The organism is Pseudomonas sp. DWP3-1-3b3, from assembly GCF_049896305.1.
Taxonomy (GTDB): domain Bacteria; phylum Pseudomonadota; class Gammaproteobacteria; order Pseudomonadales; family Pseudomonadaceae; genus Aquipseudomonas; species Aquipseudomonas azotoformans_A.
The window spans coordinates 614375-639157 of the sequence record NZ_JAFCUA010000001.1 but is presented as its reverse complement, the minus strand read 5'-3'; the positions used below and the strand labels follow the sequence as shown (position 1 = coordinate 639157).

Sequence of the window (24783 nt, the reverse complement as noted above, 5' to 3'; positions counted from 1 at the left end):
GAAATGTCTTAACTGTTTGTGCGAATTGGGAGTTTGTCTTTATGGAAATATTACTGGTGGAAGATGATCACGCATTGGCAGGTTCGTTGGGAGATTATCTCGGCGAGTTTGGTTACGAAGTGGACTTCGCGCGTGATGGGCGAAGTTGCCTGGAACGTGTCCGCCAGCATGAATACGACCTGATTGTGATGGATGTCGCCATGCCCCGCATGAGCGGTTTTGACACCTGTCGTCAATTGCGCCGGGAGCAGAATGAAACGCCGGTCCTGTTCCTGACCGCCCGCGATGCGCTCCCTGATAAGGAGGAGGGTTATGAAGCCGGCGGTGACGACTACTTGATCAAGCCGTTCGAGCCCCAGGAGTTGATCTGGCGCATCCGAGCGCTGATGCGCCGTGGTGCGCCGCGCAAACCGCGAAGCCCCCGGCAATTGGGCGACCTGATCATCGACCCAGCCTCTCAATCGTTGCACCACAACGGTGCCGTCAAGGTGTTGCCCGCCCTTCAGTTCAGCCTGTTGAACCTGTTGGCCGATGTGGCGCCGGAGCCGGTCAGCCGAGGCAAGCTTGAAGCTGCGCTGTGGCCCGACGGCGACCCGCCGGACAGTGATGCGCTACGCACCTACATTTACCGGCTGAGGCAAACCCTGGGCAAACCTTACGGCAATGATCTGATCCGGACTGTCCACGGGAAAGGGTACCGCCTTGCTATTCCCCACTGACTCATTCTTCACGCGAATCCTCTACACCCTGCTGCCGTTCATGGCACTGATCACCGGGTTCTATAGCCTGCTGATCTGGCTCGCAGTCGCCGTCACCGAGGATTACATCGTCGAGAGCTATCTGAACCTGGAGGCCGAGGCGTTTCAGGGTAAACACGCCCAAGTGGGACGTGCCGCGCCAATGCCCAACGCGATCTACCTGAAAGGCTATTGGTCGACGGACCCCACATTGCCTTTGGTTGCCCTGAACCTGCCGCCAGGGCACCACGAACTTGCGAAAGGGGATGTGCACGTATTGGTGAGTGCCGTTGGCGGCGAGTCCGCGTTGCTGGTCTTGTTACTGGATGAATCCAAGCTCAGCCAGACTGAAGGCTACCGCACGCAGATTTTCGGACTGTTGTGTGCAGTCGCAGGCTTGATCCTGATCCTTGGCGCCATCCTGGCCATCGCCATTGCCCGGGCCATCGCCCAGCCAGTGAGCCAGTTGGCGGCGGAAGTCGCCGATGCAGGGCCTGGGCCGGCCCGGTTCAGCGGCTTTGACCGCCAGGATGAGATCGGCACCTTGAGCCGCACGCTGTCCTCACTGGTGACCCAGCAACACAGCACGTTGCAGCGGGAAAAGGCATTCACCCGGCACGTCAGCCATGAGTTGCGCACGCCCTTGAGTATCTTGAACAACTGCCTGGCGATCCTGCGCCTGCCAGGCTGCAACGCGGAAAAATCAGCGCGTAGCCTGTTGCGCATGGAAGCTGCCCTGGCCGGGATGAAAATGACGATCGAGCTGTTTTTGTCCCTGGCCCGTGAACCGCGTCAATTGCCCCATGAGGCGATTGACCTGGCCGTGGTGGTTGCCGAACAGATCGAGAAATACCAGCTGCTTTACCCCCATGCCGCGGGCGTGCGGGTGTTTGCCGGTGCGCCGACGATCACCCAGGCCAACGAGGCGATCGCCCGCAGCGTGGTGCAGAACCTGCTGGGTAACGCTGTTCAGCACGGTGCCGGGAAAATCCGCGTGGTCCTCACGGAGCAGCATCTAGTCATCCTGAATAACCGGGTGGACCAGCTCGCGTCACCGGGCTTCGGCTTTGGCCTGGAAATCGTCTCGCGCGCCTGCACCCATGCCGGCTGGCGCCTTGAAACCCGGCGCACGCTGCATACCTTCCGGGCTCACGTCAGGTTTACTTGAGATTGCAGCTGAGGAACTGCTGCAACCGTTCGCTCTTCGGATTGCCCAGCACCTCTTCCGGCACGCCTTGTTCCTCCACCAGGCCCTGGTGCAGGAACAACACCTGGTTCGACACTTTGCGTGCAAAGCTCATTTCGTGCGTCACCATGATCATGGTGCGGCCTTCCTCGGCCAACCCCTGGATCACCTTCAACACTTCGCCCACCAGCTCCGGGTCGAGGGCCGAGGTGGGTTCGTCGAACAGCATCACCTCTGGCTCCATGGCCAAGGCGCGCGCGATGGCGACGCGTTGCTGCTGGCCGCCGGAGAGGAACGCCGGGTACTGATCCGCCACGCGTGCCGGTAAGCCCACCTTGTCCAAGTAACGACGGGCACGGTCCTCGGCCTCCTGCTTGCTGCAACCCAGCACCCGGCGCGGGGCCATGGTGATGTTCTCCAGCACGCTCATGTGGCTCCACAGGTTGAAGTGCTGGAACACCATCGCCAGGCGCGTGCGCAGGCGCTGCAGTTCGGCATCATCGGCCACGCGCATGCCGTGGCGGTCGCTGACCATGCGGATCGGCTGGCCGTCGAGGGTCATGGCGCCGTCGTTGGGGGTTTCCAGGAAGTTGATGCAGCGCAAAAAGGTGCTCTTGCCCGAGCCGCTGGCGCCGATCAGGCTGATCACGTCACCGGTCTTGGCCTTGAGCGAAACACCTTTGAGCACCTCATTGTCGCCATAGCTTTTATGCAGGCCTTCAACGGTCAATTTGTACATGGGGCGTGCATCCTCAAGGCGAAAGTAGATAGCCGCTGCGGTAGGCATCAAGGCCTGCGACATGGGCGATGACCATCCCGGCAGTGGCCATGCGGCGCAGCGAACGGGCGTAAAGCAGGCCGGCATTGCGACAATGCACGGGCGTTACGCGGTCGGAAATGGGGTCGATGATTTCAGCGATCAGTTGCCCGGCTTCCAGGTACTCACCGGGAAGGGCGCTGAACACCAACAGGCCGCCCATGGGCGTCGCCACCGGCTCAACGCCTGCCAGCGGTGTGGCCGGGTAGGGCAGCTCGGGCAGTGGTGCGGCTTCCCCGGCAATGGCGCCGAAGTGGATCAGGTAATCGATGATCGCCTGGCAGTCGAGGGCGGCCAGGCCGTGGTTGACGTCGCCCTGGCCGCGCAGTTCGACGGTCACCGAAAAGCTGCCCATGGGGATCGGGAAGCGCTCGCCGAAGCGTTGCTGCAACTGCCACCACACCAGGGTGAAACACTCATCGAAGGATTGCCCGCCGGAGTCGGTCGCCAGCAGGTTCGCCTCCGAGCCGATATAACGCGCCAACGGCTCAACCTGCGGCCAGGCCTCGGGCGTGGTGTACAGGTGCGCCACGGCTTCGAAATCGCAATGCAGGTCCAGCACCATGTCGGCGTCACACGCCAGGCGTTGCAGCACCAGGCGCTGGGATTGCAGTTGGGTCTCAGCGCTTTGCGCAGCGAGGGCGGTCGACAGCGCGGCGCGGATCAACTCGACGTTGTGCTGGGGATCGTCCCCAAGCAGCTCCTCGACTTGATTGCCCACGGTTTCACTGAGGTCGACAAACAGGCGATTGAAGTTCTGCCCGCTTTCCAGCTCGTAGCGGCCCAGGGGGATATCCATCAGCACCTGTTCCAGGCCCACCGGGTTGGCGATGGGCACCAGCACAATCTCGCTGCGCAGGCGACCGGCCGCCGCCAGATCAGCCAGCCGCACCTTCAGGTGCCAAGCCACCAGCATGCCCGGCAGCTCATCGGCATGCAGCGACGACTGGATGTAGATCTTGCCTTCGGCCTGCTCCGGGCCGAAGTGAAAACTGTGAATCTGCCGTGCCGTGCCTGGCACCGGCGCGATCAGTTCATGGACCTGATGACGCATGAAAGCTCCTTAATGGCTCGGCCCGAGGAAGGCCAGCCAACGACGCTCCGCCAACCGGAACAGACCGACCAGGGCGAAGGTCACGGTCAGGTAGATCAGCGCAGCGATTCCGAATGATTGAAAGGTCATGAAGGTGGCCGAGTTGGCGTCCCGCGCCACTTTGAGGATGTCGGGGATCGTCGCGGTGAAGGCCACCGTGGTCGAATGCAACATCAGGATCACTTCATTGCTGTAGTACGGCAACGAACGGCGTAACGCCGACGGCATGATCACGTAGGCGTACAGCTTCCAGCCACTCAAGCCGTAGGCCTTGGCTGCTTCGACTTCACCATGGGCCATGCTGCGGATCGACCCGGCGAAAATCTCCGTGGTGTAGGCGCAGGTGTTGAGGGCGAAGGCCAGGATGGTGCAGTTCATCGCATCGCGAAAGAACGCATCCAGCAGCGGTTGTTCGCGCACAGCGGCGAGGCTGTAGATGCCGGTGTAGCAGATCAGCAGCTGGATATAGAGCGGCGTGCCCCGGAACAGGTAGGTGTAGAACTGCACTGGCCAACGCACCAGGCGCTTGCGCGACACACGGGCGATGGACAACGGGATCGACACCAGAAAGCCGATGACCAGCGCGGCCGTGAGCAACCACATCGTCATCGCCAGGCCGGTGATGTGCTGGCCGTCGCTATAAAGGAAGGGGCGCCAGTATTCCTGCAAGAGTTCGATCATCGCACGGCCTCCCGGGCGCCAGCGGAGTAGCGACGTTCAAGGCGACGCAGGACGAAGTTGGACGCGCTGGTGATCAACAGGTAAATCAACGCGGCGAGTACCAAAAAGTAAAACAGCTGGTAGGTGCTCTTGCCAGCATCCTGGGCGGCTTTGACCAGGTCTGCCAGGCCGATGATCGACACCAGGGCCGTGGCCTTGAGCATCACCATCCAGTTATTGCCGATCCCCGGCAGGGCAAAGCGCATCATCTGCGGGAAGGTCACGTAGCGAAACCGCTGGCCACGCTTGAGGCCATAGGCTGTGGCGGCTTCCAGTTGGCCACGGGGCACCGCGAGAATTGCACCGCGAAACGTCTCGGTGAAGTACGCACCGTAGATAAAACCGAGGGTGATCACCCCGGCGCTGAAGGGGTCGATTTCGATGTATTCCCATTCCATGAAATCGGTCAAACCGGTCAGCCAGGTTTGCAGGCTGTAGAAAATCAGCAGCATCAGCACCAGGTCGGGCACGCCGCGAATCAATGTGGTGTAGAGCTGGGCGGGAATGCGCAGGAAGGGCAGGCTGGAGAGTTTGGCGCTGGCGCCGAGCAGCCCCAGCAACACGCTGACGGCCAGAGACAGCACCGACAACTTGATGGTCATCCAGGTGCCTTGCAGCAACAGCGGGCCGAAACCCTTCAGGCTGAGCGCGCTCAACCCGAGGGTTTGCAATAATTCTTCGAACATAAATCAGGACCTATGGCGATAAAAAAGCGCCCCTCCAAAGGAAGGGCGCTCCAGGCATTATTTGCCGCTGTACAGGTTCAGATCGCCAAAGTGTTTCTTCTGGATGGTGGCGTAGGTGCCATCATCGTGTAACGCTTTGATACCTTTATCCAAAAGCGCCTTCAGTTCAGTGTTACCTTTTTTGATACCGACGGCGGTTTTCGACGGCAGCAACGGGTCGTCGATGGCCGCGCTGACTTCATAACCGGCACCGGCCGGCGACTTCAGGAAGCCCAGTTCGGCTTGCAGCATGTCCTGCACGGACGCGTCGAGACGGCCGGAGGTCAGGTCGGCGTACACCTGGTCCTGGTTGGCGTAGGCCTTGGTGGTCACACCGGCTTTATCCAATACAGCCTTGGCGTAGGCTTCCTGGATGGTGCCTTGCTCGTAGCCCACGGATTTGCCCTTGAGGGATTCTGGCGTCGAGTAGCCCGCGCCTTTCTTGAACACCAGCGAAGTCGGGCCGGAGAACAGTTCGCTGGAGAAGTCGATGGCCTTTTCACGCACCGGGGTCACGGTCATGGATGAGATCACGCCGTCGAACTTGTTGGCTTTGAGGCCTGGAATCATGCCGTCAAAGTCACTTTCAACCCACTTGCACTTCACTTTCAACTCGGCGCAGATCGCATTGCCCAGGTCGATATCGAAGCCTACCAGGCTGCCGTCGGCGGCCTTGGATTCGAACGGCGCGTAGGACGGATCGACACCAAAACGCAATTCCTTGTATTCCTTGGCCGTGGCTACACCTGCGGCCATGCACAGGGCCAGTGCAGAAAGGGTCAGCAATGCTTTTTTCATTATGTAATCCCTGGAAACCAAGATAAGCGCTTGTGGCGCGTTTAGGACTGTTACTGAACGGTGTCAGACGGATCACAAGTAGCAATTTCTGCACCATAGTTCCGAATGAGCGTTTTAAAAGGTACGGGAAGGGAGATCTGAGTGTAGGAGATGCCCGAAAATGGGCATCGAAAAATGAGTGCACTGTTTCAGGTCAGAAGGTCTTGCAGGGTGGCGAGGTTGTCGGCTTCCTCGACTTTTTTGTCCTGCCGCCAGCGCAACATCCGTGGAAACCGCACCGCAATCCCACTCTTGTGCCGCTTGGACAGGGCAATGCCCTCGAACCCCAGTTCAAACACCATGCTTGGCGTCACACTGCTGACCGGGCCGAATTTTTCCACGGTGGTCTTGCGCACAATCGCGTCGACCTTGCGCATTTCTTCGTCGGTCAGGCCGGAGTAGGCCTTGGCAAATGGCACCAGCGAGCGTTCGCTGCCAGCCGGGCCGTCCCACACGGCGAAGGTGTAGTCGCTATACAGGCTGGCGCGTCGGCCATGGCCGCGCTGGGCGTAGATCAACACCGCGTCGACGCTGAACGGGTCGACCTTCCACTTCCACCACACACCCATGTCCTTGGTGCGGCCGACGCCGTACAGGCCATCGCGTGCCTTGAGCATCATGCCTTCCACGCCGAGGCTGCGCGAGGCGTCGCGTTGTTCGGCCAGGTCTTCCCAGGTCGCCCCGGTCAACAGCGGCGACGCCCGTAATAGCGGCTGGTTGCACTGGGCGATCACCTGTTCAAGCTGCGTGCGACGCTCAGCCTGGGTGTGGTTGCGCCAATCGTCGCCCTGGTGTTCCAGCAGGTCGTAGGCCAGCACCGCAACCGGGGCGTCCTCCAGCACTTTTTTGCTCAGGGTCTTGCGCCCAATCCGCTGTTGCAGCAGGGCGAAGGGTTGCACCGCGTCTTTCCACACCACGATTTCGCCGTCGATCACCGTGCCATCGGGCAACCCGCTTACCAGGCTGTGCAGTTCGGGGAAGCGCTCGGTCACCAGTTCTTCGCCACGGGACCAGATCCACAGGCGGCCGTCGCGTTTTACCAGCTGCGCGCGGATACCATCCCACTTCCATTCCACTTGCCAGTCGGCGGGGGAGCCCAGCAAATCGTTGAATTGTTCCACTGGTTGCGCCAAGCCATGGGCCAGAAAAAACGGATAAGGCTGCCCGCCACGTTGGGCATGTTCGTCAGGCGATTCAGCGGCGATCAGCTTTAGATAGCCTTGGGCCGTAGGACGGTTAGACAGATCGGTGTAGCCCACCAACCGCTGCGCCACGCGCTTGCTGTCCAGGTCGGCCATCGCAGCGAGAGCGCGGGTGACCAGCAGCTTGGACACGCCCACGCGGAAGCTGCCGGTGATCAACTTGATGCACACCATCAGGCTGGGTTGATCCAGTTGTGCCCATAACGCCGGTAGACGCTCGGCCAATTCCAATGGCGGCAAGCCACGCAGGGGCAGGAGTTTTTCCTCCAGCCATACCGCCAGGCCGTCCTGCGAGGTGTAGGTGGATTCCGGCAGCAGCAGGGAAATGGTTTCCGCCAAGTCACCCACCGATTGATAGCTTTCTTCAAACAACCACGGCTCGATGCCGGACGCTTCGGCGGCCATGTCACGCAGCAGGCGCGTCGGTACCAGTTGCCGAGGGCGTCCGCCGGACAAGAAATACACGGCCCAGGCCGCATCTTCCGGCGCGGCATCGCGGAAGTAGGCTTGCAACGCCGCCAGTTTGGCGTTGCTGGAGGTGGTGGCGTCGAGGTTGGCGTACAACTCGGCAAAGGCCTTCATGGGCTGGCCTCTTCTTCGTCATCACCGTATTCAGTGGTGAAGCCCTGGGCATCCAGGCCTTTTTCCCGCAGATGGCGCACCAATACGCCGACAGACCCATGGGTGACCATCACCCGCTCGGCGCCGGTTTGCTCGATGGCCCACAACAGGCCGGGCCAATCGGCGTGATCTGACAGTACAAAACCCCGATCCACGCCGCGCCTGCGTCGGGTGCCGCGCAGGCGCATCCAACCGCTGGCGAAGGCGTCGCTGTAGTCGCCGAAGCGCTTGATCCAACTGCTGCCGCCGGCCGAAGGTGGGGCGATGATCAAGGCTTGGCGCAGCAGCGGGTCGGTTTTCTTGAAGTCACCGGCGTAAAGGGTTTCGGGGATGTAGATGCCGGCCTCGCGGTACACCCGGTTCAACGGTTCGACCGCGCCATGGCTGAGGATCGGGCCGATGCTGGCGTCGATGCCATGCAGGATGCGCTGGGCCTTGCCGAAGGAATAACAGAACAACACGCTGGCCTTGCCGACGGCGATATTCGCCTGCCACCAATCGTTGATCCCGGCGAAGATCTGCGCCTGGGGCTGCCAGCGGTAGATCGGCAGGCCGAAGGTGGATTCAGTGATAAAGGTGTGGCAGCGCACCGGTTCGAAGGGCGCGCAGGTGCCGTCGGGTTCGACTTTATAGTCTCCGGATGCGACCCAGACTTCGCCCTTGTATTCCAGGCGCACCTGGGCCGACCCCAAGACATGCCCGGCCGGGTGAAAACTCAGGGTGACGCCGTGGTGCACCAGTTGCTCGCCGTAAGCCAGGGTTTGCAGGTTGATGTCCTGACCGAGCCGCGAGCGCAGGATGCCTTCGCCAGGGGCGGCGGCCAAATAGTGCTGGTTGCCGGTGCGGGCGTGGTCGCCATGGGCATGGGTGATGACCGAGCGTTCCACCGGGCGCCAGGGGTCGATGTAGAAATCTCCGGCGGGGCAGTAGAGGCCTTCGGGGCGGGCGATGACAAGGTCCATGGACGTGCCGGGGGCGATGGGCTTATCAGGTAGGAGGCGGGGCGGAGTGCAGAAGTTCTATCTGAATGCATGCAGAACAAATGTGGGAGCTGGCTTGCCTGCGATGAGGCCCTATCAGTCAACCTTTGAGTGACTGAAGCACCGCAATCGCAGGCAAGCCAGCTCCCACATTTTTGATCCGGCTTCTCCAGTGAGAAACCGGATTACTTGCCCGGCGTCAGGGTTAACCGGGTTTTCCCATACACCTTCTCGAAGTTCTGCGGCTGCATCGGGAAGCTCAGGTATTGCGCCTTGAGCGACGGGTCGATGCCATTGGCATAGTTAGGGCTGGCCGGGTTGCCGGACTGGCCGATGCCGCCCTGGCCCGTCATCGGTTCCACCTGGCCAAAGTCGACGATCATGCGCAGCGCCGGCACCTGGGTGGTGGCGAAGTCCTGGCCCCAGCTGTACGGCGCCGGATTCAAGGTGTTGTGGTCACCACCGGCGGCCAGCGGACCGCGAATCACCTGGCCGTTGGTGTTTCTCCAGGTGGTGGTGTGCAATTTGCCCCACTGCCAGGCCTTGTGATCGGCACCCAATTGACTCTCACCCGCGCTGATCGCGGCGGCCAGGCTGCGGGCGAGGATTGTCGGTTTGTCTTCTTTCTGCGGGGTGCGCACGTCGTCCCAGAACGGGCTGTCTTCGCGGCCCAGCAAGTGGTCGGCCTGGGCGGCGTAGGACAGGTTGGCATTGCTGACAAACGCCTTCCAGCTGGCACTGTTTTCCGGGCCGAGTTCGTCGAGGAAGATCTGTTTGGTGCTTTCCTGCAGGAACAGTTCATAGATCGCCGCGTCGGCGGAGGTGGACACCAGGCGGCCGTCAAAAGCCATCAGGCGAGCCAGGGCTTCGCGTGCCTTGGCCTGTTCGGCCGCCGGCAGCGCGTCAATCGCCTGCTTCAGCGGCTGGGCCATGCCTGGCGCCTGGAACATGGTCTTGAGCTTGGCGGCGAAGGTGGTGGTCTGGTCGTACTGCATGGCGATCATGCTGCGGCTGTCATGCTTGCCGGCATTGGCCAGTTGCGCCAGACGCTCGCTACGTTCCGGCGCATCCCAGGAGTTGGACAACTGCATGCCATAACCACGCGGCGCGGTGCGTTGGTTGGCGGTGCCGATCCAGCCTTGGGCCGGATCCTGGTCATACGGGTGCAGCATCGCGTCGGCATAACCGTCCCAGTCAAACCGCGTGTCCCAGCCCGGCGACGGCAGCAGGCCTTCGCCTTCGCGACGGTTGGGGAAGCGTCCGGTGACTTGCCAGCCAATGTTGCTGGCGTCGGCGAAGATCATGTTCAGCGCAATGGCGCGAATTTCGCGGGTGGCGTCCGAGGCCTTGCCGGCGTTTTTCGCACGGGACAGGTCGAAGAACGCATCCAGGCTCTTGTCGTCCTTGAAGTCGGCGGTTTGCAGCGCCAGGCCCAGGCCGGTGGTCAGCGCCTGGCTGCTGTTGAGCAGGGCGCCGTGGCGGGTTTCGTACACCACTTCGCGAATGGAGCGTTGGCCTTTGACGAAGAAGGTTTCGTTACGCACACCGGCGGGTAGCCATTTGCCGTTGTTCTCGTAGTACAACGCGCTGCCCTGGCGTTTGACCTTTTCCAGGAACAGGTCCTGGGTGTCGCCCTTGACCGTGCTCATGCTCCACGCGACGTTGCCGTTGAAGCCGGACAACAGCGTCGGCAGGCCGGCAATCGAAGCGCCCACGGCCTGGTATTTCGGTGCGCGGATCTGCACGTAGCTCCACGGCGACGGCGCTTGCGGCTGGGTGGCGAGGTCGCTGGCCAGCAGGCTTTTACCGCTGCGGCTGCGTTGCGGGCCGATGGCCCAGTTACTTGAGGTGGTCACTGCCAGCGAATTGAGGCTGTTCAGTTGTTGGCTGACTGCGTCCAGTCCGGCCAGACCGGTGATCTGGCCCAGGTTCACGCCCTTGAGCTTCTCGGCTTCGGCCAACGGGATCGCTTCGTCCGGCGCACTAGGCGTGAGCCACGCGAGTTTGTCGACGCCGACTTTCTGCGCCAGCACCAGCGAGGCAATTTCTTCCTGCAGGTTGGCCGACTCGCTGAAATTCAGCAGGCAGAACAGCAGTGCCGAATCTTCCGGCTTCCAGTACTCGGGCTTGTAGCCGGTCTGGGCCAGGTCCGGCGGCAGCTTGTCGCGGTAGCGGAACAGGTAGGCGTTGACGCCACGCGCATACACTTCAAAGAAGCGCTTGAGGCGCGGGCTTGAGGCGTTGTACAGCTCGCCGGCGCTTTTCTTCAGGTTGACCGCGCGCATGAACCGGTCGACATCCAGCACCTCGGGCCCGGACATTTCTGCCAGGCGGCCCTGGGCCAGCAGGCGCAAGGTGACCATCTGCGTGATGCGATCACTGGCGTGCACATAACCGAGGCTGAACAGCGCGTCATGGAAGGTGTTGCTTTCGATCAGCGGCATGCCCTGGGCATTGCGGCGCACGGAAACATTCTGTGCCAGGCCTTTGATCGGCTGCACGCCGGCGACCGGTGGCAGGGTGTCCTGGGTGCTCTGGAGCTGGCAACCGGCCAGGCTTAACGCACTGGCCACTGCCGCGGCAACGCCGAACCGGGGAAGAAAATGTGAGAGGGCTGGCGAGGCCATGGCAAAGCTCCTGCGGGGGTAGCGTCAGTAAAGGCGCTACGTTAGTGAGCGCGGCGAAACGGCGCAAGCAGGAGCTATGCCTTATTTTCAGGAATTGCGTATCAAGACTTGGGCGGGTTCACCTTCTGAACCAACTCATACGCGCGCACTGTTGCCGGCCGTTCCTTGATGCTGTTGAACCAGCGATGCAGATGTGGGAAATCTTCCAGGCGCTGGCTCTGCCATTTGTGGGAAACAATCCACGGGTAGATGGCCATGTCGGCAATGCTGTAGGCCTCCCCTGCCACGAATGCACGGTCTGCCAAACGTCGGTCCAGCACGCCGTACAGGCGGGCGGTTTCGTCCACATAACGTTTGATCGCGTAGGGGATTTTTTCCGGTGCGAACTGGCTGAAGTGGTGATTCTGACCCGCCATCGGCCCCAGGCCGCCCATTTGCCAGAACAGCCATTGCAGCGCTTCCTGACGACCGCGCAAGTCTGTTGGAAGGAACTGGCCGGTTTTTTCCGCGAGATACAACAGGATTGCGCCGGATTCAAACAGCGAAATCGGCGCGCCGCCGTCGGTCGGGTTCTGATCGACGATGGCTGGGATGCGGTTGTTGGGAGCGATCTTCAGGAAGTCAGGCTTGAACTGGTCGCCCTGGCCGATGTTGATCGGATGCACCTTGTAGGGCAGGCCGGCTTCTTCCAGGAACAGCGATACTTTGTGACCGTTAGGGGTAGTCCAGTAATACAGGTCGATCATGAAGCTCTCCAAAAGTGGTGATGCTTGAGCGGATGCCTGTAGGTATAGGTAATGTTGGGTGTGCGAAAATTCAATGAAACATTTGCGCATACCCTTAGAAGCAAATCAAAAAGCGCCATCCACCAGCACCTGCAACGATTGCTGCGAACAGCGCTCGATGCGCGCCCGCACGCGATACACCTCGGCAAACAGCAGTGGATTGAGCACTTCGTCCGCCGCGCCGCTGGCGTACAAACGTCCCTGGCGCAGCACGGCGATATGGTCGGCGAAGCGCGCAGCCAGGTTGATGTCGTGCAGCACCACCACGGCGATCAGGTTGTGTTCGCGCACCAGCCCGCGCACGCAGTCCATCACCTTCAGCTGGTAATTGAGGTCGAGGGCGCTGGTGGGTTCGTCCAGCAGCATCACCTGAGGACGACGGGCGATCAGTTGCGCGAGGCTGACCAGTTGGCGTTGGCCACCGGACAGTGTGCTTAACAGTTGATCGGCCAAATGCGCGATGCCAATGCGCTGCAAGGCGTCGAAGGCTTCACGCAGGCACGCATCGCTGGACAAGGGAATGCCCTCGACATTCGCCACGCGCAGGGCGGCGATCACACTTTCCATCACGCTGAGGCTCAAGCCTGGCGGCAGGTTCTGCGGCATGTAGGTCACGCGTCGCGCACGTTCGGCGACAGACATGGCCGACAGGTCAAGATCACCCAATCGTACAACGCCTTGCATCTTTTCCAGCCCGGCCACGGCACGCAACAGGGTGGACTTGCCGGCGCCATTGGGGCCGATCAGAGCGGTCAAACTGCCATGGGGCAGGGTGGGTAGGCTCAGATCGTGCACGATCTGCCGGCGCCCGTAACTCACCTGGGCGTTGTGTACGCTCAACCCTTCGCTCATAACTGCCTCCCGCGCTTGAACACCAGCACCACAAAAATCGGCACGCCCACCAACGCGGTGACGATACCCACCGGCACGATCACACCGGGCATGATCAACTTGCTGGCAATCGACGACAGCGCCAGCAGCAACGCGCCGGTCAAGGCGCTGGCCGGCAACAGGAAACGTTGATCTTCGCCCACCAGGATCCGCGCGATATGCGGACCAACCAGGCCGATAAATCCGATGGTGCCTACAAAGGCTACGGCGGTGGCCGACAGCAGACTGATGCGCAGCAGTGAGAAAAACCGCAGCCGCTTCACGTCCACGCCAAAGCTTTGCGCGCGGTCCTCACCCATGCGCAACAGGGTCAGGCGCGGTGCGGCGGCAAAGGAAAACGGCATGACGACCGCCACCACCAGGGCCAGGATGCCGAGCTTGTCCCAGTTGGCGCGGGTCACGCTGCCGAGGGTCCAGAACACCAGTTGTTGCAGCACATCTTCGGTTGCAACCAGCTGCAGCAAGGCCACCACCGCGTTGCAACTGAACACCAGGGCAATGCCGAACAGCACCAGGCTTTCCACTCCGGCGCCACGCAGGCGCGACATGGCTTGCAGCAAAAACACCGACGCAGCGGCGAAGATGAAGGCCGAGATGGAAATCGCCGTGTTGGCCGACACCCACAACGTCGTCACCGGAAACACAATCACCAGCGACGCGCCCAACGCTGCCGCCGACGACACGCCCAGCGTGAACGGGCTGGCCAGCGGGTTGTTCAGGATTGCCTGCATCTCGGCCCCGGCCAACGACAACGCGCAGCCCACCAACACCGCCATCAGCGCGTAGGGCAGGCGCACGTTCCAGATGATCACCTGGTCGGTGGCGCTCAGATGCGACGGGTGAACAATCCCGTCAAGCAGCGCCAGCAGGCCCATGCCCGACGGACCGCTGGACAGGTCTACCAAGATGGCGCAGACCAGTGCAGTGCCGAGCAGGCCCAGCAGCCAGGTACGCCGCGCCAGCAGGCGGCGGTAGCCGTGGGTGGCGCTGGCGAGGTCGAGTGTCTGGGTTGTCATTTAGGGGTATCGATCCAGTACGCACCCTGCAACGGCATTCCCAGGAACTGCGCGTTGATCTGCTCCATGGTCGCCTGCGGATCCAGCTTGGCGAACAGTTCTGGATGCACCCATTTGGCCAGCGATTCAATCGCCAGCAGGTTGTACGGCGAGTTGTAGAAGTCATGCCACAGGCCGTGGGCATTGCCTTCGCGGATGGCGCGAAGGTTGGCGAATTCCGGGCGTGCCAGCACTCGGTCGAAGGCTTCACGCGCCTCGTCGTTGCTGACGCCAGCCCCCAGGATCAGCCCAGGCTTGTGGTTACCGGTGGCGACATAAATATCCGGATCCGCTTTCAGCGCGTACTCCACACTGATATCCCCCAGCGCCCCCGGCACCACATCGGCGGCGATGTTGCGCCCGCCCACCAGCTTGATCACTTCACCCATGCCGCTTTTGCCGGTGGTGTGCCCCGGCGCTTGCCAGGCCCCGGCCAGCAGTTCGAGGAACACACTCGGGCGCGGCCCCGCCGGCAAGGTGGCGACCGCATCGGTGATGACTTTGATGTGCTGGTCATAGAAACCCAGGAACGCCTTGGCCTGGGTCTCACGCCCCAATGCCTGGCCCAGCGCGTTCATGCTGGTGTGAGTGCCCTGCACCGGATTGATACGGAAGTCGACGAACAGCACGGGAATGCCCGCCTTGGCCAGCACGTCGGCGACCGGGCTGTGTTCGGTAGGGCCGTGGCCGGAAATGCTGAACACCGCCAGGTCAGGTTTCAGCGAGAGGATCTCCTCGGCGCTGACGCTTTGCTCCGACGCTTGGCCGATCAGCGGGATATCTTTCACCGTGGGAAATTTCGCCACGTAGGCGTTATAGGTGTGCTGGTCCAGCAGCTTCAAATCGTTCTGCCAGCCGACAATGCGTTGGAACGGCGCGGCGCGGTCCAGCAGGGCAAACGCCGAGATCAACCGGCCTTCACCGAGGACCACGCGTTTTACGTTGTCAGCCACTTCGACCTTGCGGCCCAGCACGTCGGTGACTTCATGGGCCGCAGCGGTTTCGGCATAGCCGAGGACCAGGGCGCCGAACAGCACACCCAGCTTGAGCAGGTGACGGGGTTTCAACATGGCAGGGACTCCAGGTGAAGGCGGCGCATCAGACATCGCTCCAGCGCCGCAACAGGTTGTGATAGGCGCCGCTCAGTTGCAGCAGCGCGTGGTGGTCGGCGTCTTGGGCGGTGAGGGTCTGGATGGCCACATCCATGTCCAAGAGCAACTGGCGCTGGCTGTCTTCGCGCACCAGGCTTTCGATCCAGAAGAAACTCGCGATGCGTTCACCACGGGTCACCGGGTTGATCTTGTGCAGGCTGCTGCCGGGGTAGATCAGCAGGTGGCCGGCGGGCAGCTTCACCGCGTGCTCGCCGAAGGTGTCGCGTATCACCAGTTCACCGCCGTCATAGCTGGCCGGGTCGGCCAGGAACAGCGTGGCGGAGATGTCGGTGCGCACCCGCTCGCGCACGCCCTTGATGCCGCGAATAGCGTTGTCGATATGCCAGTCGAACCCTTCACCGCCGCTGTAGCGGTTGAACAGCGGCGGGTAGATGCGCTTGGGCAGGGCGGCCGACATGAACAGCGCGTTATCCGACAGCCGCGCCAGAATTTGCTCGCCGATGCGCAGGGCCACTGGCGAATCTTCCGACAACTGTCGGTTGTTTTTCGCCATGGCCGAGCGCTGTCCGGCGGTCACCTTGCCGTCAACCCAGGGCTGATCGAGCAAGGTGGCCACGGTGGTTTCGACTTCGCTGGCGCTGAGCAGCGCCGGGATTTCGATCAACACGGTTCAGAACTCATAGTCGACGCTGGCGGTGAGGGTGCGCCCGGCACCTGGGATGCCGTAGAGCTGGAAGCCGTCGAGGGACGCGCCGACCTGGCTGTAATAAAACTTGTTGAACACGTTGTTGAGGTTGAGGTTGACCGTGGTGTCCTTGTTTACCTTGTATTGTGCGGCCAGGTTGCTCAGCCAGTAGCCGGGGGCTTTTTCGTGGTCGCGGGTGTAGATCGCGTACACGCCGGACGGGCCATTGGCGTAGCTGCTGTTGTTGTTCAAGCCGCCGACGTATTTGTTGTCGGTGTAGCGGCGTCGACCCACGTATTGCTCGCCGTAGCTGAGGCTCAGGGCGTCGGTGACGGCGTAGGTGGTCCACAGGTTGGCGGTCAGGTCGGGGACGTTCTTGGCTTCGGCGCCTTTGTTGATGCCTTTGGTCTGGGTGCTCTTGAGTGTCGAGAACCCGCTGTAGGCGGTCCAGCGCGGGGTGATATTGCCTTGCAGGCCCAGTTCGATGCCGTCTACACGCTTGGCGGGCAAGGCACGTACCGGGGCGGATTCGCCGTCCTGGTATTCCCAGGCATTGTCCAGTTCGGTACGGAAGATCGCCGCCGTGACGTTGAGCCTGTCGTGGGCAATGTCCCACTTGGTGCCCAGTTCATAGGTCTTGGACTTGGCCGGGCTGTAGTTGCTGGTACTGGCTGCGCCGTAGATCTGGTTGTTGGTCGATGCGCCCAGTGCCGACGGCTGCGCCGCTTCGCTGTAGGACACATAGATACTGCCGTTGGGCAGCGGTTTGAACACCGCGCCAACCCGACCGCTGACGGCACCGTCAGTACTGCTGATGCTGGCCTGGCCACGCTGGCTGGTTTGTGCGCGCCAGTTGTCATAGCGCAACGAGCCCAGCACTTGCCACTGATCGTTGAGGGTGATGGTGTCGCCCAGATAGATCCCGGCGTTGTCGATCACCGACCGCGGGTCGCCTTCGCCTTTGGTCACGTAAGTGCTGGCGAAGCTGTGGCTGGGGTCGTTCATGTCGAACAGCATGTCGCCGGCCGGCACCTTGGCGTTGCGTTTCAGGCCGCCGTAGGTCTCGTGATAGAACTCCAAACCGCTGACCACGGCGTGCTGCAGGCTGCCGGTGGTGAGGTTGAAATTGAAGTCGGTCTGGTTGTCGAGGATGGTGTAGCGCTTGGACAAACCGAAGTCACTGCCGCGCAGGATGCCGTAGGCGGTATTACTGTTATTTACATAATCGGTGTAGGCATTCACCGTGCTGCCCGGCACTTGGCTGATCGGTCCTACACCGGTGTAGCCCAAGGTCGCACAGCGGGTGCCGGTGCAGGTCTTCTGGCCGTTAGCATTGGCGGCGAAGAAGCGTGCCGGGGAGAGCACGGCAAAATTGTCGCTGCGTTCCCAACGGGTCTGGTTGCGCAGGTTGGCGTCATTCCAGTCGAAGTCATGCTCGAAGCGTGCGGTGAGCGAGGTGGTTTTGTTCTCTTGGGTGTAGAGGCTGGAGTCGCCGTACCAGTTGGAGCGCTTCACGCCGGGCATGCGATCGCCATTCGTCCCACGCTGGATCGGCACGCCGCCGTCCGGGGTGTTGGTGTCTTTCTGATAGAAAGTGTCGATGAAGAAGCGCGTGTCAGTACCCAGTCCGAAGCCGAACGAGGTGGCAATGCCCCAGCGGTCGTAGTCCACGTCGTCACGTTCGGCCACCTGGTTGTAGTGCTTCATCAGGTTGACGCGTACGGCGGTGGAGTCGTTGATCTGTTTATTCAGGTCGGCGGTGAGACGGCGGTAGGCATCGGTGCCGATACCGGCGGAGACGCGGTTGGCGTCGCCCAAGTGCGCTTCTTTACTCACCAGGTTGACGCTGCCACCCACGGCGGACACGCCGGATTCGATGGAGCCGGTGCCCTTGAACACTTCCGCCTGTTGCAGGTTGAAGGTGTCGGTACGGGTGGACATGCCCGCATCGCGCACGCCGTCGACGGTCAGGCTCTGCTCGGAAGAAAACCCGCGAATCGAAAACAGATCGCCCCAGCCCAGGTTGCCCTCGCCGGACATGAAGGTAATGCCCGGCACGTTGCGCAACACTTCCTGCAGGGTCTGCGCGTTCTGCTCCTTGAGCACCTGCTGCGGCACGATGGTCACGCTTTGCGGGGCGTCCAGCAGCGGTTGGCTGATTTTTGCCGAGGTCACCCGGTCCACCTTGAAGGTGGAGGTGGCTTCGCCATCGACCTTGATTTCCGGCAGGCTCAGCACCGAGTCATTGGACGTGGCCGTTGGCGCGTCAGCCAAGGCAACCGGTGCGACGCTGCCGGCAGCCAGCAGGCCGAACATCGGTGCCAGGGTGGTATGCAGCGTGTGGCTGCGAGGTGTGGGCAATGACATGAGTGGCTTCCGAGTCTAAATTACAATTACTCTCATTTAGGTTCGGTAGTCTAAAGAGCGATTTCCCCTGCCATACCCCAGGTTTGTATCGCTGATGCGTGATTATGGTTTCCTACAACATTCCATTACATTTGCCTGCACGGCTGGCTGAACTTTCGGCTATTTGCTGCGTTTCATTGTTTTTCGGATTGACTGCCCATGGCCAAGCAAGACCACCTGCTGATCGTTGATGACGACCCGCAAATCCGCCAGTTGCTCTGCGACTACTTGAGCGACGCTGGCTTCCAGGTGTCCACCGCTGCCGACGGCAAGGAAATGCGCCGCCGCCTGGCGCTGAATGTCATCGATCTGATCGTCCTCGACCTGATGCTGCCCGGCGAAGACGGCCTGAGCCTGTGCCGCGAACTGCGGGTGAACTCCAACATCCCGGTGGTGATGCTCACGGCCAAAGGTTCGTTGATCGACCGCATCGTCGGCCTGGAAATTGGCGCCGACGATTACCTGCCCAAACCGTTCGACCCACGCGAACTGCTGGTGCGGATCAAGGTGGTGTTGCGCCGGGTGCAGAGCTTTCCCGACCGCGCGCGCCTGGATGAAGCGCCGAGCATCCGTTTTGCCGGCTGGCAGCTCGACACGCGGGCGCGACAGTTGCTCTCGCCGGAGGGCGTGGTGGTCAGCCTGGGCAACTCGGATTACCGCGTGTTGCGCCTGCTGTTGCAGCACCCCAATCGCCCGTTGAGCCGCGACTTTTTGCTCAACCACGTGTTCGACAAAGACAGCACGCCGTTCGACCGTTCCATCGACGTGTGCGTCAGCCGCTTGCGCTCGCAACTGCCGGCCCATTTGATCAAGACCGTGCGCAACGAAGGCTACATGCTCACCGCCGACGACGTGGTGCTGGAGTCGTGAGACTGCTGCCGCGTTCGTTGTTCGGGCGGCTGGTGCTGATTTTGGTCAGCGGCATGCTCGCGGCGCAGGCGCTGACCAGCAGCATCTGGTACGACCGGCGTCATGGGCAGGTACTGGAAATCCCTGCGCGCTTGATCGCCACGCGCCTGGCGGACGTGGTGCGCCTGGTGCACAGCGACCCGCAACAGGCGGACCAGCTGATCAAGATGCTCGACACGCCGACCTTCCGCCTGACCCTCAGCGACCAGGCCAGTAATACGCCCAGCACGCTTCACGACAGCGACCGGCCCACCGAGCGGTTGATCAAGAAGGTGTTGTCGGAAAAAACCGGCTACGCCCAGACCCTGATCCTGTTGCGCCTGTCGTTGGTGGATGGTGAGGGGCAAACCGCCGGGCTGTCGACCCTGCTCGGTTCCAAACCGGTGGTGGGGCAGTTTCTGATCGACCTGCGCTTGCCCGACGGCCGCTGGTTGCAGGTGGATGCCAGCGAAGAACAAGGCTGGACCAGCACTTCACCGCTGGACCTGCTGTTCGATTACGTCATGCGCATTTATTTGCTGCGGGTGCTGGTGCTGGTGTTGATCGCGTTGGTGGCGGTGCGCCTGGCGATCCGCCCGCTCAACGCGTTGGCCAAGGCGGCCGAAGCCCTGGGGCGGGATATCCAGCGTCCGCCGTTATCGGTGGACGGCCCCACCGAAGTACGCCGTGCTGCCCAGGCGTTCAATGCCATGCAACAGCGGCTGATCGCCAACATCGCCGAGCGCACGCGCTTTCTTGCGGCTATTTCCCACGACCTGCGTTCACCGATCACACGCCTGCGCCTGCGCACCGAGATGCTGGAAGACAACCGCACAAAGGAGCGTTTTCGCAGTGACTTGGAAGAAATGGAGCACATGGTCTCCAGCACCCTGGATTTTGTCAGCAGTGGCGAAATCAACGAGGCGCGACAGAACATCGATATCAATGCCTTGCTGCAAAGCTTGCAGGCCGATCTGCAAGATGTGGGCGAAAACGTGGTGATCGAAGGCCGGGCCAAACAGCCACTGCCGGGTTACGCCCGTAGCCTCAAGCGTTGTGTGCAGAACCTGCTGGAAAACGCGGTGCGTTATGGCCGTGAGGTGGTGGTGCGGGTCGAGGACCAGGTGGAGAGCTTGAAGATCGTCATCAGCGACCGGGGGCCGGGGATTCCCCAAGAACAGCTGGAGCAGGTGATGGAGCCGTTTTATCGGGTGGAAGGTTCACGCAATGCCGAGACCGGCGGGTATGGCTTGGGGTTGAGCATCGCTCACACCATCGCCAAGGCGCATGACGGGCGGTTGAGTTTGCGTAATCGCGAAGGTGGGGGGCTTGAGGTGGAGTTGCTTTTGTGGAGAGCCCGCTCACCACAGTAAGTGGGCTCCTCCGGGGTCAGGGCCTTACGCCCCGTGGCACTTCTTGAATTTCGTCTCGCTGCCGCACGGGCAAGGATCATTGCGACCCACGTCCTTCAAGGCGTTGCGCACCGGCTCCTGGTGAGCGTGGCCGCAGTTCGGGCCGTGGACATGGCCGTGGTCGTGATCATGGTGATCGTGATCGTGGTTGCAGTCAGGACCATGGACATGGGGTTGCTGAGTCATCGATGTCGCTCCGGAATAAAATCGCCGGGGATTATCTCGCCATTGTGGTTCACCTGCACGTCATAACCGATGAATAATCCGGTTTTCAGCTCACCCTCCAGGCGATACGGCACCGGCCGGTCAGGATTTTTCAGCATCTGCACCACATCGCGGATCTGCGGCCAGAGGTTGGTGCGCACCGACACCCGGAAAAACTTATGACTGCGCGGCGGTACGGTGAGCCATTCATTGGACTCGCCTTCGGTCAGCACAAAATCATCCAGGGTCACCTTGTAGATCAGGCCGCGTACGGTCAGGTCGGCGTCGTCGCGGTTGTCCACGCGAAAGTACAGCTTGAATTTCTGCTCCAGCAACTTGGCGCGCACCACTTCGACTTTGACCAAGGAAACGTGGGGCGGCGGGGAATCATCTTCGAACCACGACGCGCAGCCGGTCAGGCCAAGGGTCAACGCCAGCAGCAAGCTGTATATCCGGAGCATGGCGTTAATCCTTTGAGATTTTAGAGGTAGCTGGAGCAGCACTTCTTGAATTTCTGCCCGCTGCCGCACAGGCAGGCATCGTTGCGCCCGGCCTTCACTTCCACTGTCGGGTCGATGAAGTACCAGCGCCCTTCATTCTGTACGAAAGAGGACTGCTCGCGGTGGCTATGTTCGCCGGTGCTGTCATGCCAGCGCGCGGTGAAGGTCACGAAAGCGTGTTCCGGCTGGCCGCCGAACACCTCGGAGCTTTCCACCTCCAGGCCAAGCCAGGTGCTTTGGGCGCTCCAGGCGGCGATGGCATTTCGGTCCAGACCGGCCTGTTGCGCGGGCAGGGTGGTGGCGACCAGGTAGTCCACCAGGCCTAGCACATAGGCGCTGTAGCGCGAGCGCATCAACGCGGTGGCGCAGGGCGCCGGGTGCCCTGCGTGATAATGGCCGCAGCAGGCATCCAGCAGGTTGCCACTGCCGCAGGGGCAAATGGATGTACTCATCGGGTTACCACCAATACTTTCCGAAGTTTTCCGGGTTGGCCCAGAAGCGGGCGTTGAGCCAGTCCGGCACCTGTTTATAGTCAAGCAGATCATAGGTAAACAGCGTCAGAACCTGCTCGTCGCGCTGGAAGCGCTCGCCAGCCTGCAGGGCCAGGGAGAAGAAGTCGGTGTCCTTCCAGTCGCAGGCGGCCAGGTCCACCAGCACGGCAATGCGGCTGGCATTCAGGTTGCGGATGCCGCCGAGCAGGGTCAGGCCTTGTGGTTTTGACAGGTGCTCCAGGCAGTCCACCACCAGTGCCAGGTCAAACCGCTGTGCGGCAAGCTCCGCGGGCAACGCGCCGGGCTGCGCGACGGACACCTGGGTATCCGGGTGGGCTTGTTGAAAAGCCTCCAGCGCCGGGAACTGGCTGGCGCCCAACAGCAGCAGGCGTTTGGGCTGGTGCAGGTCGAGCAAGGCGGCCAAGGCTTGCTGGGGTGTACGGGCAGAAATACCGGCGATCATCAGAGATCCTCACATCAGGACCCTAGAGACTAGCGCGGCTGAGCGTGCGGGCCTAGAGCGGGCGGCCGAGAAAAGTCCTACGAATGCGGCGATCCTCAATGAATACAGGGGCGCGGCGTAGTGGCGCAGATGAAAAGAGCGGTCTTTACTCCACCCATCGGCCCCCGCCGATCCCCTCAGGAGAAATCAGATGAGCATCATGCGGACAGCTCTACCCTTGGTTCTGCTAACCGGAGTATTGACAGGTTGCGCAGGTTTGCAAAAAACCGATTGGCCCACCTGCGCCGCCCTTGGCGGTGTGACCGGTGCGGCGATCGGTGCCACTGAAAGCTCGGCCTACGCGGGCGCTGGTGCTCTGCTGATCGGCGGCATGGCGGGTGCGTATTGCTGGGTGCACGGCGATGGCGACGAAGACGGCGATGGTGTGCCGGACAGCCGTGACAAGTGCCCAGGCACGCCAAAAGGCGTGCAGGTGGATGCCAATGGTTGCCCACCGACACCGCCACCGGCCGTGGTTGAAGAAGTGGTCGTGGTCAAGGAAGAAACCATCGTGATCCGCGATGTGCACTTCCAGTTCGACTCGGCCAAGCTGACGGCGGCGGACAAAACCAAGCTCGATACCGTCGCCACGCGCTTGAAACAGGAAGCCCCGAGCGCCCAGCTGCGGGTCAGTGGCCACACCGACAGCGTCGGTAAAGACGCCTACAACCAGAAACTTTCGGAAAAACGCGCCCATTCGGTTACGGACTACCTGATCGGTGCAGGCGTACCGCGCAGCAACTTTGTCTCGGTAACCGGTGCAGGCGAAAGCCATCCGGTAGCCGACAACAAAACCGCTGAAGGCCGCGCCCTGAACCGTCGCACGGAAATCCAGATCAACCGCTGACGGCCCTTGCCCCTGTGGGATCCACAGGGGCATTGCTGCCAATCCTCCCCCTTTATTAACTTTTTTGATCCTTCACTGGCAAAGCGCCTGTGGAAGTCGTTACTGTGCGTCCAAAGAAAAACTAGAAATAATTTTTAAAAGAATTCAGGGGAGCTCCACGATGCGTAAGGTTTTACTGCTGGCCCTGTTGGTCAGCCCTGTTGCCCTGGCTCAAAGCGTCAGTGTGGAAACCAACTCGTTGATGCGCCTGCCCAGCAGCACCAGCGTGTTGCAACTGGAGCGCTTGGAAGTGGCGGATTACGGCACCTTGCTGATCCCTGCCACCATCAGTCAGGTTACGGTGGATGAACTGCACCTGGGCCGCGACGCGCGCATCGCCATTGTGCCCGGCAACACCGCGCTGCAATTGCAGGTGCGCCATGCGCAGTTGGACCACGGCAGCCAGATCACCTCGCGCGGCGCGCCCGGCACCCATGAAAAACCGGCCAAGGCCGGGCGAGACCTGACCTTGCGCATCAACTCCCTGGCAGCAGACGAACTTTCAGTCGACGCTCGCGGCGGCGCCGGTGCCCAAGGCTATGCCGGGCTGGACGGTGCCAATGGCGTGGACCCAGGTTGCACCTGGGGCTCGGCCGGTCGCGGCGCCAATGGTGACAACGGCGGTGATGGCTTGCCTGGCGCGTCCGGCGCGCAGGTGCGGGTCGAGCTGCCGCAGGACTTCCCGGCGCAGCAGATCAAGGTCTGGGTGGACGGTGGCCCCGGCGGTTTGGCCGGCACGGCGGGCAAGCCGGGCAAAGGTGGACAGTCCAAGGGCTGCCTGGTGTATCGCGCTGATGGCGGCGAAAAGGGCCGCCCAGGGTTGGAAGGGCAGCCGGGGCCGGCTGGGCCTGCGGGTACTGTGACTATTCAGCGGCTGTGAATCGTTTGGGCTGACGTCTTCGCGGGCTTGCCCGCGAAGAGGCCCTAAAGAACACCCTTAGAACATGGGCCGAGCCGAAGCAATCGCCACCACCACCAACCCCACGATCAAGTTAATCCCCACCAACCGCCGGATCTGCCCCAGCACCGCAGCCCCCGTCGGCCAGTCCTCCGCCGCCACCGCCGTGCGCAATTCCGGGAATTTCAACGCCTGGATACGGATAAACAACGCCGTCATCACCAGATACAACCCCATCATCACCTGCACATAACGCGGTGCTGTCTCAAAGCCGTTGAAGCGCAATTGCAGCAGGCCTATGCCGCTGATCGGCAAAATCGCCACCGCGACCCACACCCACACGAAAAAACGTTGAAACACATTCGCCCACAACCTGAGGCGGGCAGGACCCTCAAGTGCCGCCACAGCGGCGGGGCGCAGGATCATCCAGGCGAAAAACATACCGCCGACCCATACCAGGGCGGCCAATACATGCAGGGTGTAAGCGAGGCTAAACGCGGTCATTGTGGTACTCCGTTCTGCG

The 24783-nt window shown here is 61.6% G+C and carries 25 protein-coding genes; 6 read left to right on the top strand and 19 right to left on the bottom strand.

The window, feature by feature from the left end:
• The first annotated feature begins 41 nt into the window (after positions 1-41).
• Both ACP7BX_RS03205 and ACP7BX_RS03200 read left to right on the top strand, forming a co-directional pair.
• Complete coding sequence (locus ACP7BX_RS03205) at positions 42-719, top strand: response regulator transcription factor (RefSeq protein WP_177111062.1); 678 nt, start codon at positions 42-44, stop codon at positions 717-719.
• Positions 703-1905: a hypothetical protein gene (locus ACP7BX_RS03200; protein ID WP_426129784.1), complete on the top strand. Its 1203-nt coding sequence runs from the start codon at positions 703-705 to the stop codon at positions 1903-1905. The genes ACP7BX_RS03205 and ACP7BX_RS03200 overlap by 17 nt, the downstream gene beginning before the upstream one ends.
• On the opposite strand, the gene ACP7BX_RS03195 is transcribed toward ACP7BX_RS03200, so the two are convergent.
• From ACP7BX_RS03195 to ACP7BX_RS03130, 14 genes are all read right to left on the bottom strand, one after another.
• Positions 1898-2662, bottom strand: a complete 765-nt coding sequence (locus ACP7BX_RS03195) for an ABC transporter ATP-binding protein (RefSeq protein ID WP_426129782.1) — start codon at positions 2660-2662, stop codon at positions 1898-1900. The genes ACP7BX_RS03200 and ACP7BX_RS03195 overlap by 8 nt on opposite strands.
• A gap of 13 nt (positions 2663-2675) precedes the next feature.
• Complete coding sequence (locus ACP7BX_RS03190; RefSeq protein WP_426129780.1) at positions 2676-3794, bottom strand: succinylglutamate desuccinylase/aspartoacylase family protein; 1119 nt, start codon at positions 3792-3794, stop codon at positions 2676-2678.
• A 9-nt stretch (positions 3795-3803) separates the two neighbouring features.
• Positions 3804-4514, bottom strand: a complete 711-nt coding sequence (locus ACP7BX_RS03185; protein ID WP_177003322.1) for an ABC transporter permease — start codon at positions 4512-4514, stop codon at positions 3804-3806.
• Positions 4511-5239, bottom strand: coding sequence for an ABC transporter permease (locus ACP7BX_RS03180; protein ID WP_010212412.1), 729 nt, complete (start codon positions 5237-5239; stop codon positions 4511-4513). The genes ACP7BX_RS03185 and ACP7BX_RS03180 overlap by 4 nt, the downstream gene beginning before the upstream one ends.
• A 57-nt stretch (positions 5240-5296) precedes the next feature.
• Positions 5297-6076: a transporter substrate-binding domain-containing protein gene (locus tag ACP7BX_RS03175; protein WP_033902768.1), complete on the bottom strand. Its 780-nt coding sequence runs from the start codon at positions 6074-6076 to the stop codon at positions 5297-5299.
• Positions 6077-6264: 188 nt separating this feature from the next.
• On the bottom strand, positions 6265-7899 hold the full coding sequence (locus ACP7BX_RS03170) for an ATP-dependent DNA ligase (protein ID WP_426129777.1): 1635 nt from the start codon (positions 7897-7899) through the stop codon (positions 6265-6267).
• A complete protein-coding gene (locus ACP7BX_RS03165; protein ID WP_426129775.1) occupies positions 7896-8900 on the bottom strand; it encodes a ligase-associated DNA damage response exonuclease in 1005 nt (334 codons plus the stop codon). Before ACP7BX_RS03165 ends, ACP7BX_RS03170 begins: the two co-directional genes overlap by 4 nt.
• Positions 8901-9103: 203 nt before the next feature.
• Positions 9104-11545 carry a penicillin acylase family protein gene (locus tag ACP7BX_RS03160; protein WP_426129773.1) on the bottom strand — a complete coding sequence of 814 codons (2442 nt, stop codon included), beginning with the start codon at positions 11543-11545 and terminating at the stop codon, positions 9104-9106.
• A 101-nt stretch (positions 11546-11646) separates the two neighbouring features.
• Positions 11647-12291 (bottom strand): glutathione S-transferase N-terminal domain-containing protein, encoded by a 645-nt coding sequence (locus ACP7BX_RS03155; protein WP_033902764.1) that lies wholly within the window; start codon positions 12289-12291, stop codon positions 11647-11649.
• Positions 12292-12396: 105 nt separating this feature from the next.
• Positions 12397-13182, bottom strand: coding sequence for an ABC transporter ATP-binding protein (locus ACP7BX_RS03150; RefSeq protein ID WP_038849698.1), 786 nt, complete (start codon positions 13180-13182; stop codon positions 12397-12399).
• Positions 13179-14237, bottom strand: coding sequence for an iron ABC transporter permease (locus ACP7BX_RS03145; protein ID WP_314525551.1), 1059 nt, complete (start codon positions 14235-14237; stop codon positions 13179-13181). The genes ACP7BX_RS03150 and ACP7BX_RS03145 overlap by 4 nt, the downstream gene beginning before the upstream one ends.
• Complete coding sequence (locus ACP7BX_RS03140; RefSeq protein ID WP_426129769.1) at positions 14234-15346, bottom strand: ABC transporter substrate-binding protein; 1113 nt, start codon at positions 15344-15346, stop codon at positions 14234-14236. The genes ACP7BX_RS03145 and ACP7BX_RS03140 overlap by 4 nt, the downstream gene beginning before the upstream one ends.
• Positions 15347-15374: 28 nt before the next feature.
• On the bottom strand, positions 15375-16055 hold the full coding sequence (locus ACP7BX_RS03135) for a Fe2+-dependent dioxygenase (RefSeq protein WP_314525556.1): 681 nt from the start codon (positions 16053-16055) through the stop codon (positions 15375-15377).
• 3 nt (positions 16056-16058) lie between these two features.
• Positions 16059-18440: a TonB-dependent receptor gene (locus tag ACP7BX_RS03130; protein ID WP_426129767.1), complete on the bottom strand. Its 2382-nt coding sequence runs from the start codon at positions 18438-18440 to the stop codon at positions 16059-16061.
• A gap of 198 nt (positions 18441-18638) precedes the next feature.
• Here ACP7BX_RS03130 and ACP7BX_RS03125 point away from each other — a divergent pair, with 198 nt between their 5' ends.
• Entirely contained in the window at positions 18639-19349 is a 711-nt protein-coding gene (locus tag ACP7BX_RS03125) for a response regulator (protein WP_016975044.1), read from the top strand.
• Positions 19346-20740: an ATP-binding protein gene (locus tag ACP7BX_RS03120; protein ID WP_177110103.1), complete on the top strand. Its 1395-nt coding sequence runs from the start codon at positions 19346-19348 to the stop codon at positions 20738-20740. Before ACP7BX_RS03125 ends, ACP7BX_RS03120 begins: the two co-directional genes overlap by 4 nt.
• A 24-nt stretch (positions 20741-20764) precedes the next feature.
• Here the strand turns inward: ACP7BX_RS03120 and ACP7BX_RS03115 are convergent, their stop codons facing one another.
• The 4 genes from ACP7BX_RS03115 to ACP7BX_RS03100 are packed head-to-tail and all read right to left on the bottom strand — an operon-like array spanning position 20765 to position 22437.
• Positions 20765-20965 (bottom strand): SEC-C metal-binding domain-containing protein, encoded by a 201-nt coding sequence (locus ACP7BX_RS03115; protein WP_426129765.1) that lies wholly within the window; start codon positions 20963-20965, stop codon positions 20765-20767.
• Positions 20962-21444, bottom strand: a complete 483-nt coding sequence (locus ACP7BX_RS03110) for an LEA type 2 family protein (protein ID WP_178955370.1) — start codon at positions 21442-21444, stop codon at positions 20962-20964. Before ACP7BX_RS03110 ends, ACP7BX_RS03115 begins: the two co-directional genes overlap by 4 nt.
• A 20-nt stretch (positions 21445-21464) precedes the next feature.
• Positions 21465-21935, bottom strand: coding sequence for a YchJ family protein (locus tag ACP7BX_RS03105; protein WP_178955372.1), 471 nt, complete (start codon positions 21933-21935; stop codon positions 21465-21467).
• Positions 21936-21939: 4 nt separating this feature from the next.
• On the bottom strand, positions 21940-22437 hold the full coding sequence (locus ACP7BX_RS03100) for a DUF6231 family protein (protein ID WP_426129762.1): 498 nt from the start codon (positions 22435-22437) through the stop codon (positions 21940-21942).
• 190 nt (positions 22438-22627) lie between these two features.
• On the opposite strand from ACP7BX_RS03100, the gene ACP7BX_RS03095 reads away from it, so the two are divergent.
• Together ACP7BX_RS03095 and ACP7BX_RS03090 are read left to right on the top strand one after the other, a co-directional pair.
• Complete coding sequence (locus tag ACP7BX_RS03095; RefSeq protein WP_426129760.1) at positions 22628-23323, top strand: OmpA family protein; 696 nt, start codon at positions 22628-22630, stop codon at positions 23321-23323.
• Positions 23324-23483: 160 nt separating this feature from the next.
• The gene (locus tag ACP7BX_RS03090) at positions 23484-24242 is read left to right on the top strand and encodes a collagen-like protein (RefSeq protein ID WP_426129758.1); all 759 of its coding nucleotides are present in this window, start codon (positions 23484-23486) and stop codon (positions 24240-24242) included.
• A gap of 57 nt (positions 24243-24299) precedes the next feature.
• Here the strand turns inward: ACP7BX_RS03090 and ACP7BX_RS03085 are convergent, their stop codons facing one another.
• Positions 24300-24764: a CopD family protein gene (locus ACP7BX_RS03085; protein WP_426129756.1), complete on the bottom strand. Its 465-nt coding sequence runs from the start codon at positions 24762-24764 to the stop codon at positions 24300-24302.
• Positions 24765-24783: the final 19 nt, after the last annotated feature.

Bases quoted from the DNA above. Each gene is read 5' to 3' on its own strand.
- ACP7BX_RS03090 (WP_426129758.1), top strand. From the start codon at position 23,484: ATGCGTAAGGTTTTACTGCTGGCCCTGTTGGTCAGCCCTGTTGCCCTG.
- ACP7BX_RS03100 (WP_426129762.1), bottom strand. From the start codon at position 22,437: ATGATCGCCGGTATTTCTGCCCGTACACCCCAGCAAGCCTTGGCCGCC.
- ACP7BX_RS03125 (WP_016975044.1), top strand. From the start codon at position 18,639: ATGGCCAAGCAAGACCACCTGCTGATCGTTGATGACGACCCGCAAATC.
- ACP7BX_RS03130 (WP_426129767.1), bottom strand. From the start codon at position 18,440: ATGTCATTGCCCACACCTCGCAGCCACACGCTGCATACCACCCTGGCA.
- ACP7BX_RS03140 (WP_426129769.1), bottom strand. From the start codon at position 15,346: ATGTTGAAACCCCGTCACCTGCTCAAGCTGGGTGTGCTGTTCGGCGCC.
- ACP7BX_RS03160 (WP_426129773.1), bottom strand. From the start codon at position 11,545: ATGGCCTCGCCAGCCCTCTCACATTTTCTTCCCCGGTTCGGCGTTGCC.
- ACP7BX_RS03150 (WP_038849698.1), bottom strand. From the start codon at position 13,182: ATGAGCGAAGGGTTGAGCGTACACAACGCCCAGGTGAGTTACGGGCGC.
- ACP7BX_RS03170 (WP_426129777.1), bottom strand. From the start codon at position 7,899: ATGAAGGCCTTTGCCGAGTTGTACGCCAACCTCGACGCCACCACCTCC.
- ACP7BX_RS03190 (WP_426129780.1), bottom strand. From the start codon at position 3,794: ATGCGTCATCAGGTCCATGAACTGATCGCGCCGGTGCCAGGCACGGCA.
- ACP7BX_RS03195 (WP_426129782.1), bottom strand. From the start codon at position 2,662: ATGTACAAATTGACCGTTGAAGGCCTGCATAAAAGCTATGGCGACAAT.
- ACP7BX_RS03105 (WP_178955372.1), bottom strand. From the start codon at position 21,935: ATGAGTACATCCATTTGCCCCTGCGGCAGTGGCAACCTGCTGGATGCC.
- ACP7BX_RS03180 (WP_010212412.1), bottom strand. From the start codon at position 5,239: ATGTTCGAAGAATTATTGCAAACCCTCGGGTTGAGCGCGCTCAGCCTG.
- ACP7BX_RS03085 (WP_426129756.1), bottom strand. From the start codon at position 24,764: ATGACCGCGTTTAGCCTCGCTTACACCCTGCATGTATTGGCCGCCCTG.
- ACP7BX_RS03175 (WP_033902768.1), bottom strand. From the start codon at position 6,076: ATGAAAAAAGCATTGCTGACCCTTTCTGCACTGGCCCTGTGCATGGCC.
- ACP7BX_RS03110 (WP_178955370.1), bottom strand. From the start codon at position 21,444: ATGCTCCGGATATACAGCTTGCTGCTGGCGTTGACCCTTGGCCTGACC.
- ACP7BX_RS03095 (WP_426129760.1), top strand. From the start codon at position 22,628: ATGAGCATCATGCGGACAGCTCTACCCTTGGTTCTGCTAACCGGAGTA.
- ACP7BX_RS03155 (WP_033902764.1), bottom strand. From the start codon at position 12,291: ATGATCGACCTGTATTACTGGACTACCCCTAACGGTCACAAAGTATCG.
- ACP7BX_RS03145 (WP_314525551.1), bottom strand. From the start codon at position 14,237: ATGACAACCCAGACACTCGACCTCGCCAGCGCCACCCACGGCTACCGC.
- ACP7BX_RS03205 (WP_177111062.1), top strand. From the start codon at position 42: ATGGAAATATTACTGGTGGAAGATGATCACGCATTGGCAGGTTCGTTG.
- ACP7BX_RS03115 (WP_426129765.1), bottom strand. From the start codon at position 20,965: ATGACTCAGCAACCCCATGTCCATGGTCCTGACTGCAACCACGATCAC.
- ACP7BX_RS03185 (WP_177003322.1), bottom strand. From the start codon at position 4,514: ATGATCGAACTCTTGCAGGAATACTGGCGCCCCTTCCTTTATAGCGAC.
- ACP7BX_RS03165 (WP_426129775.1), bottom strand. From the start codon at position 8,900: ATGGACCTTGTCATCGCCCGCCCCGAAGGCCTCTACTGCCCCGCCGGA.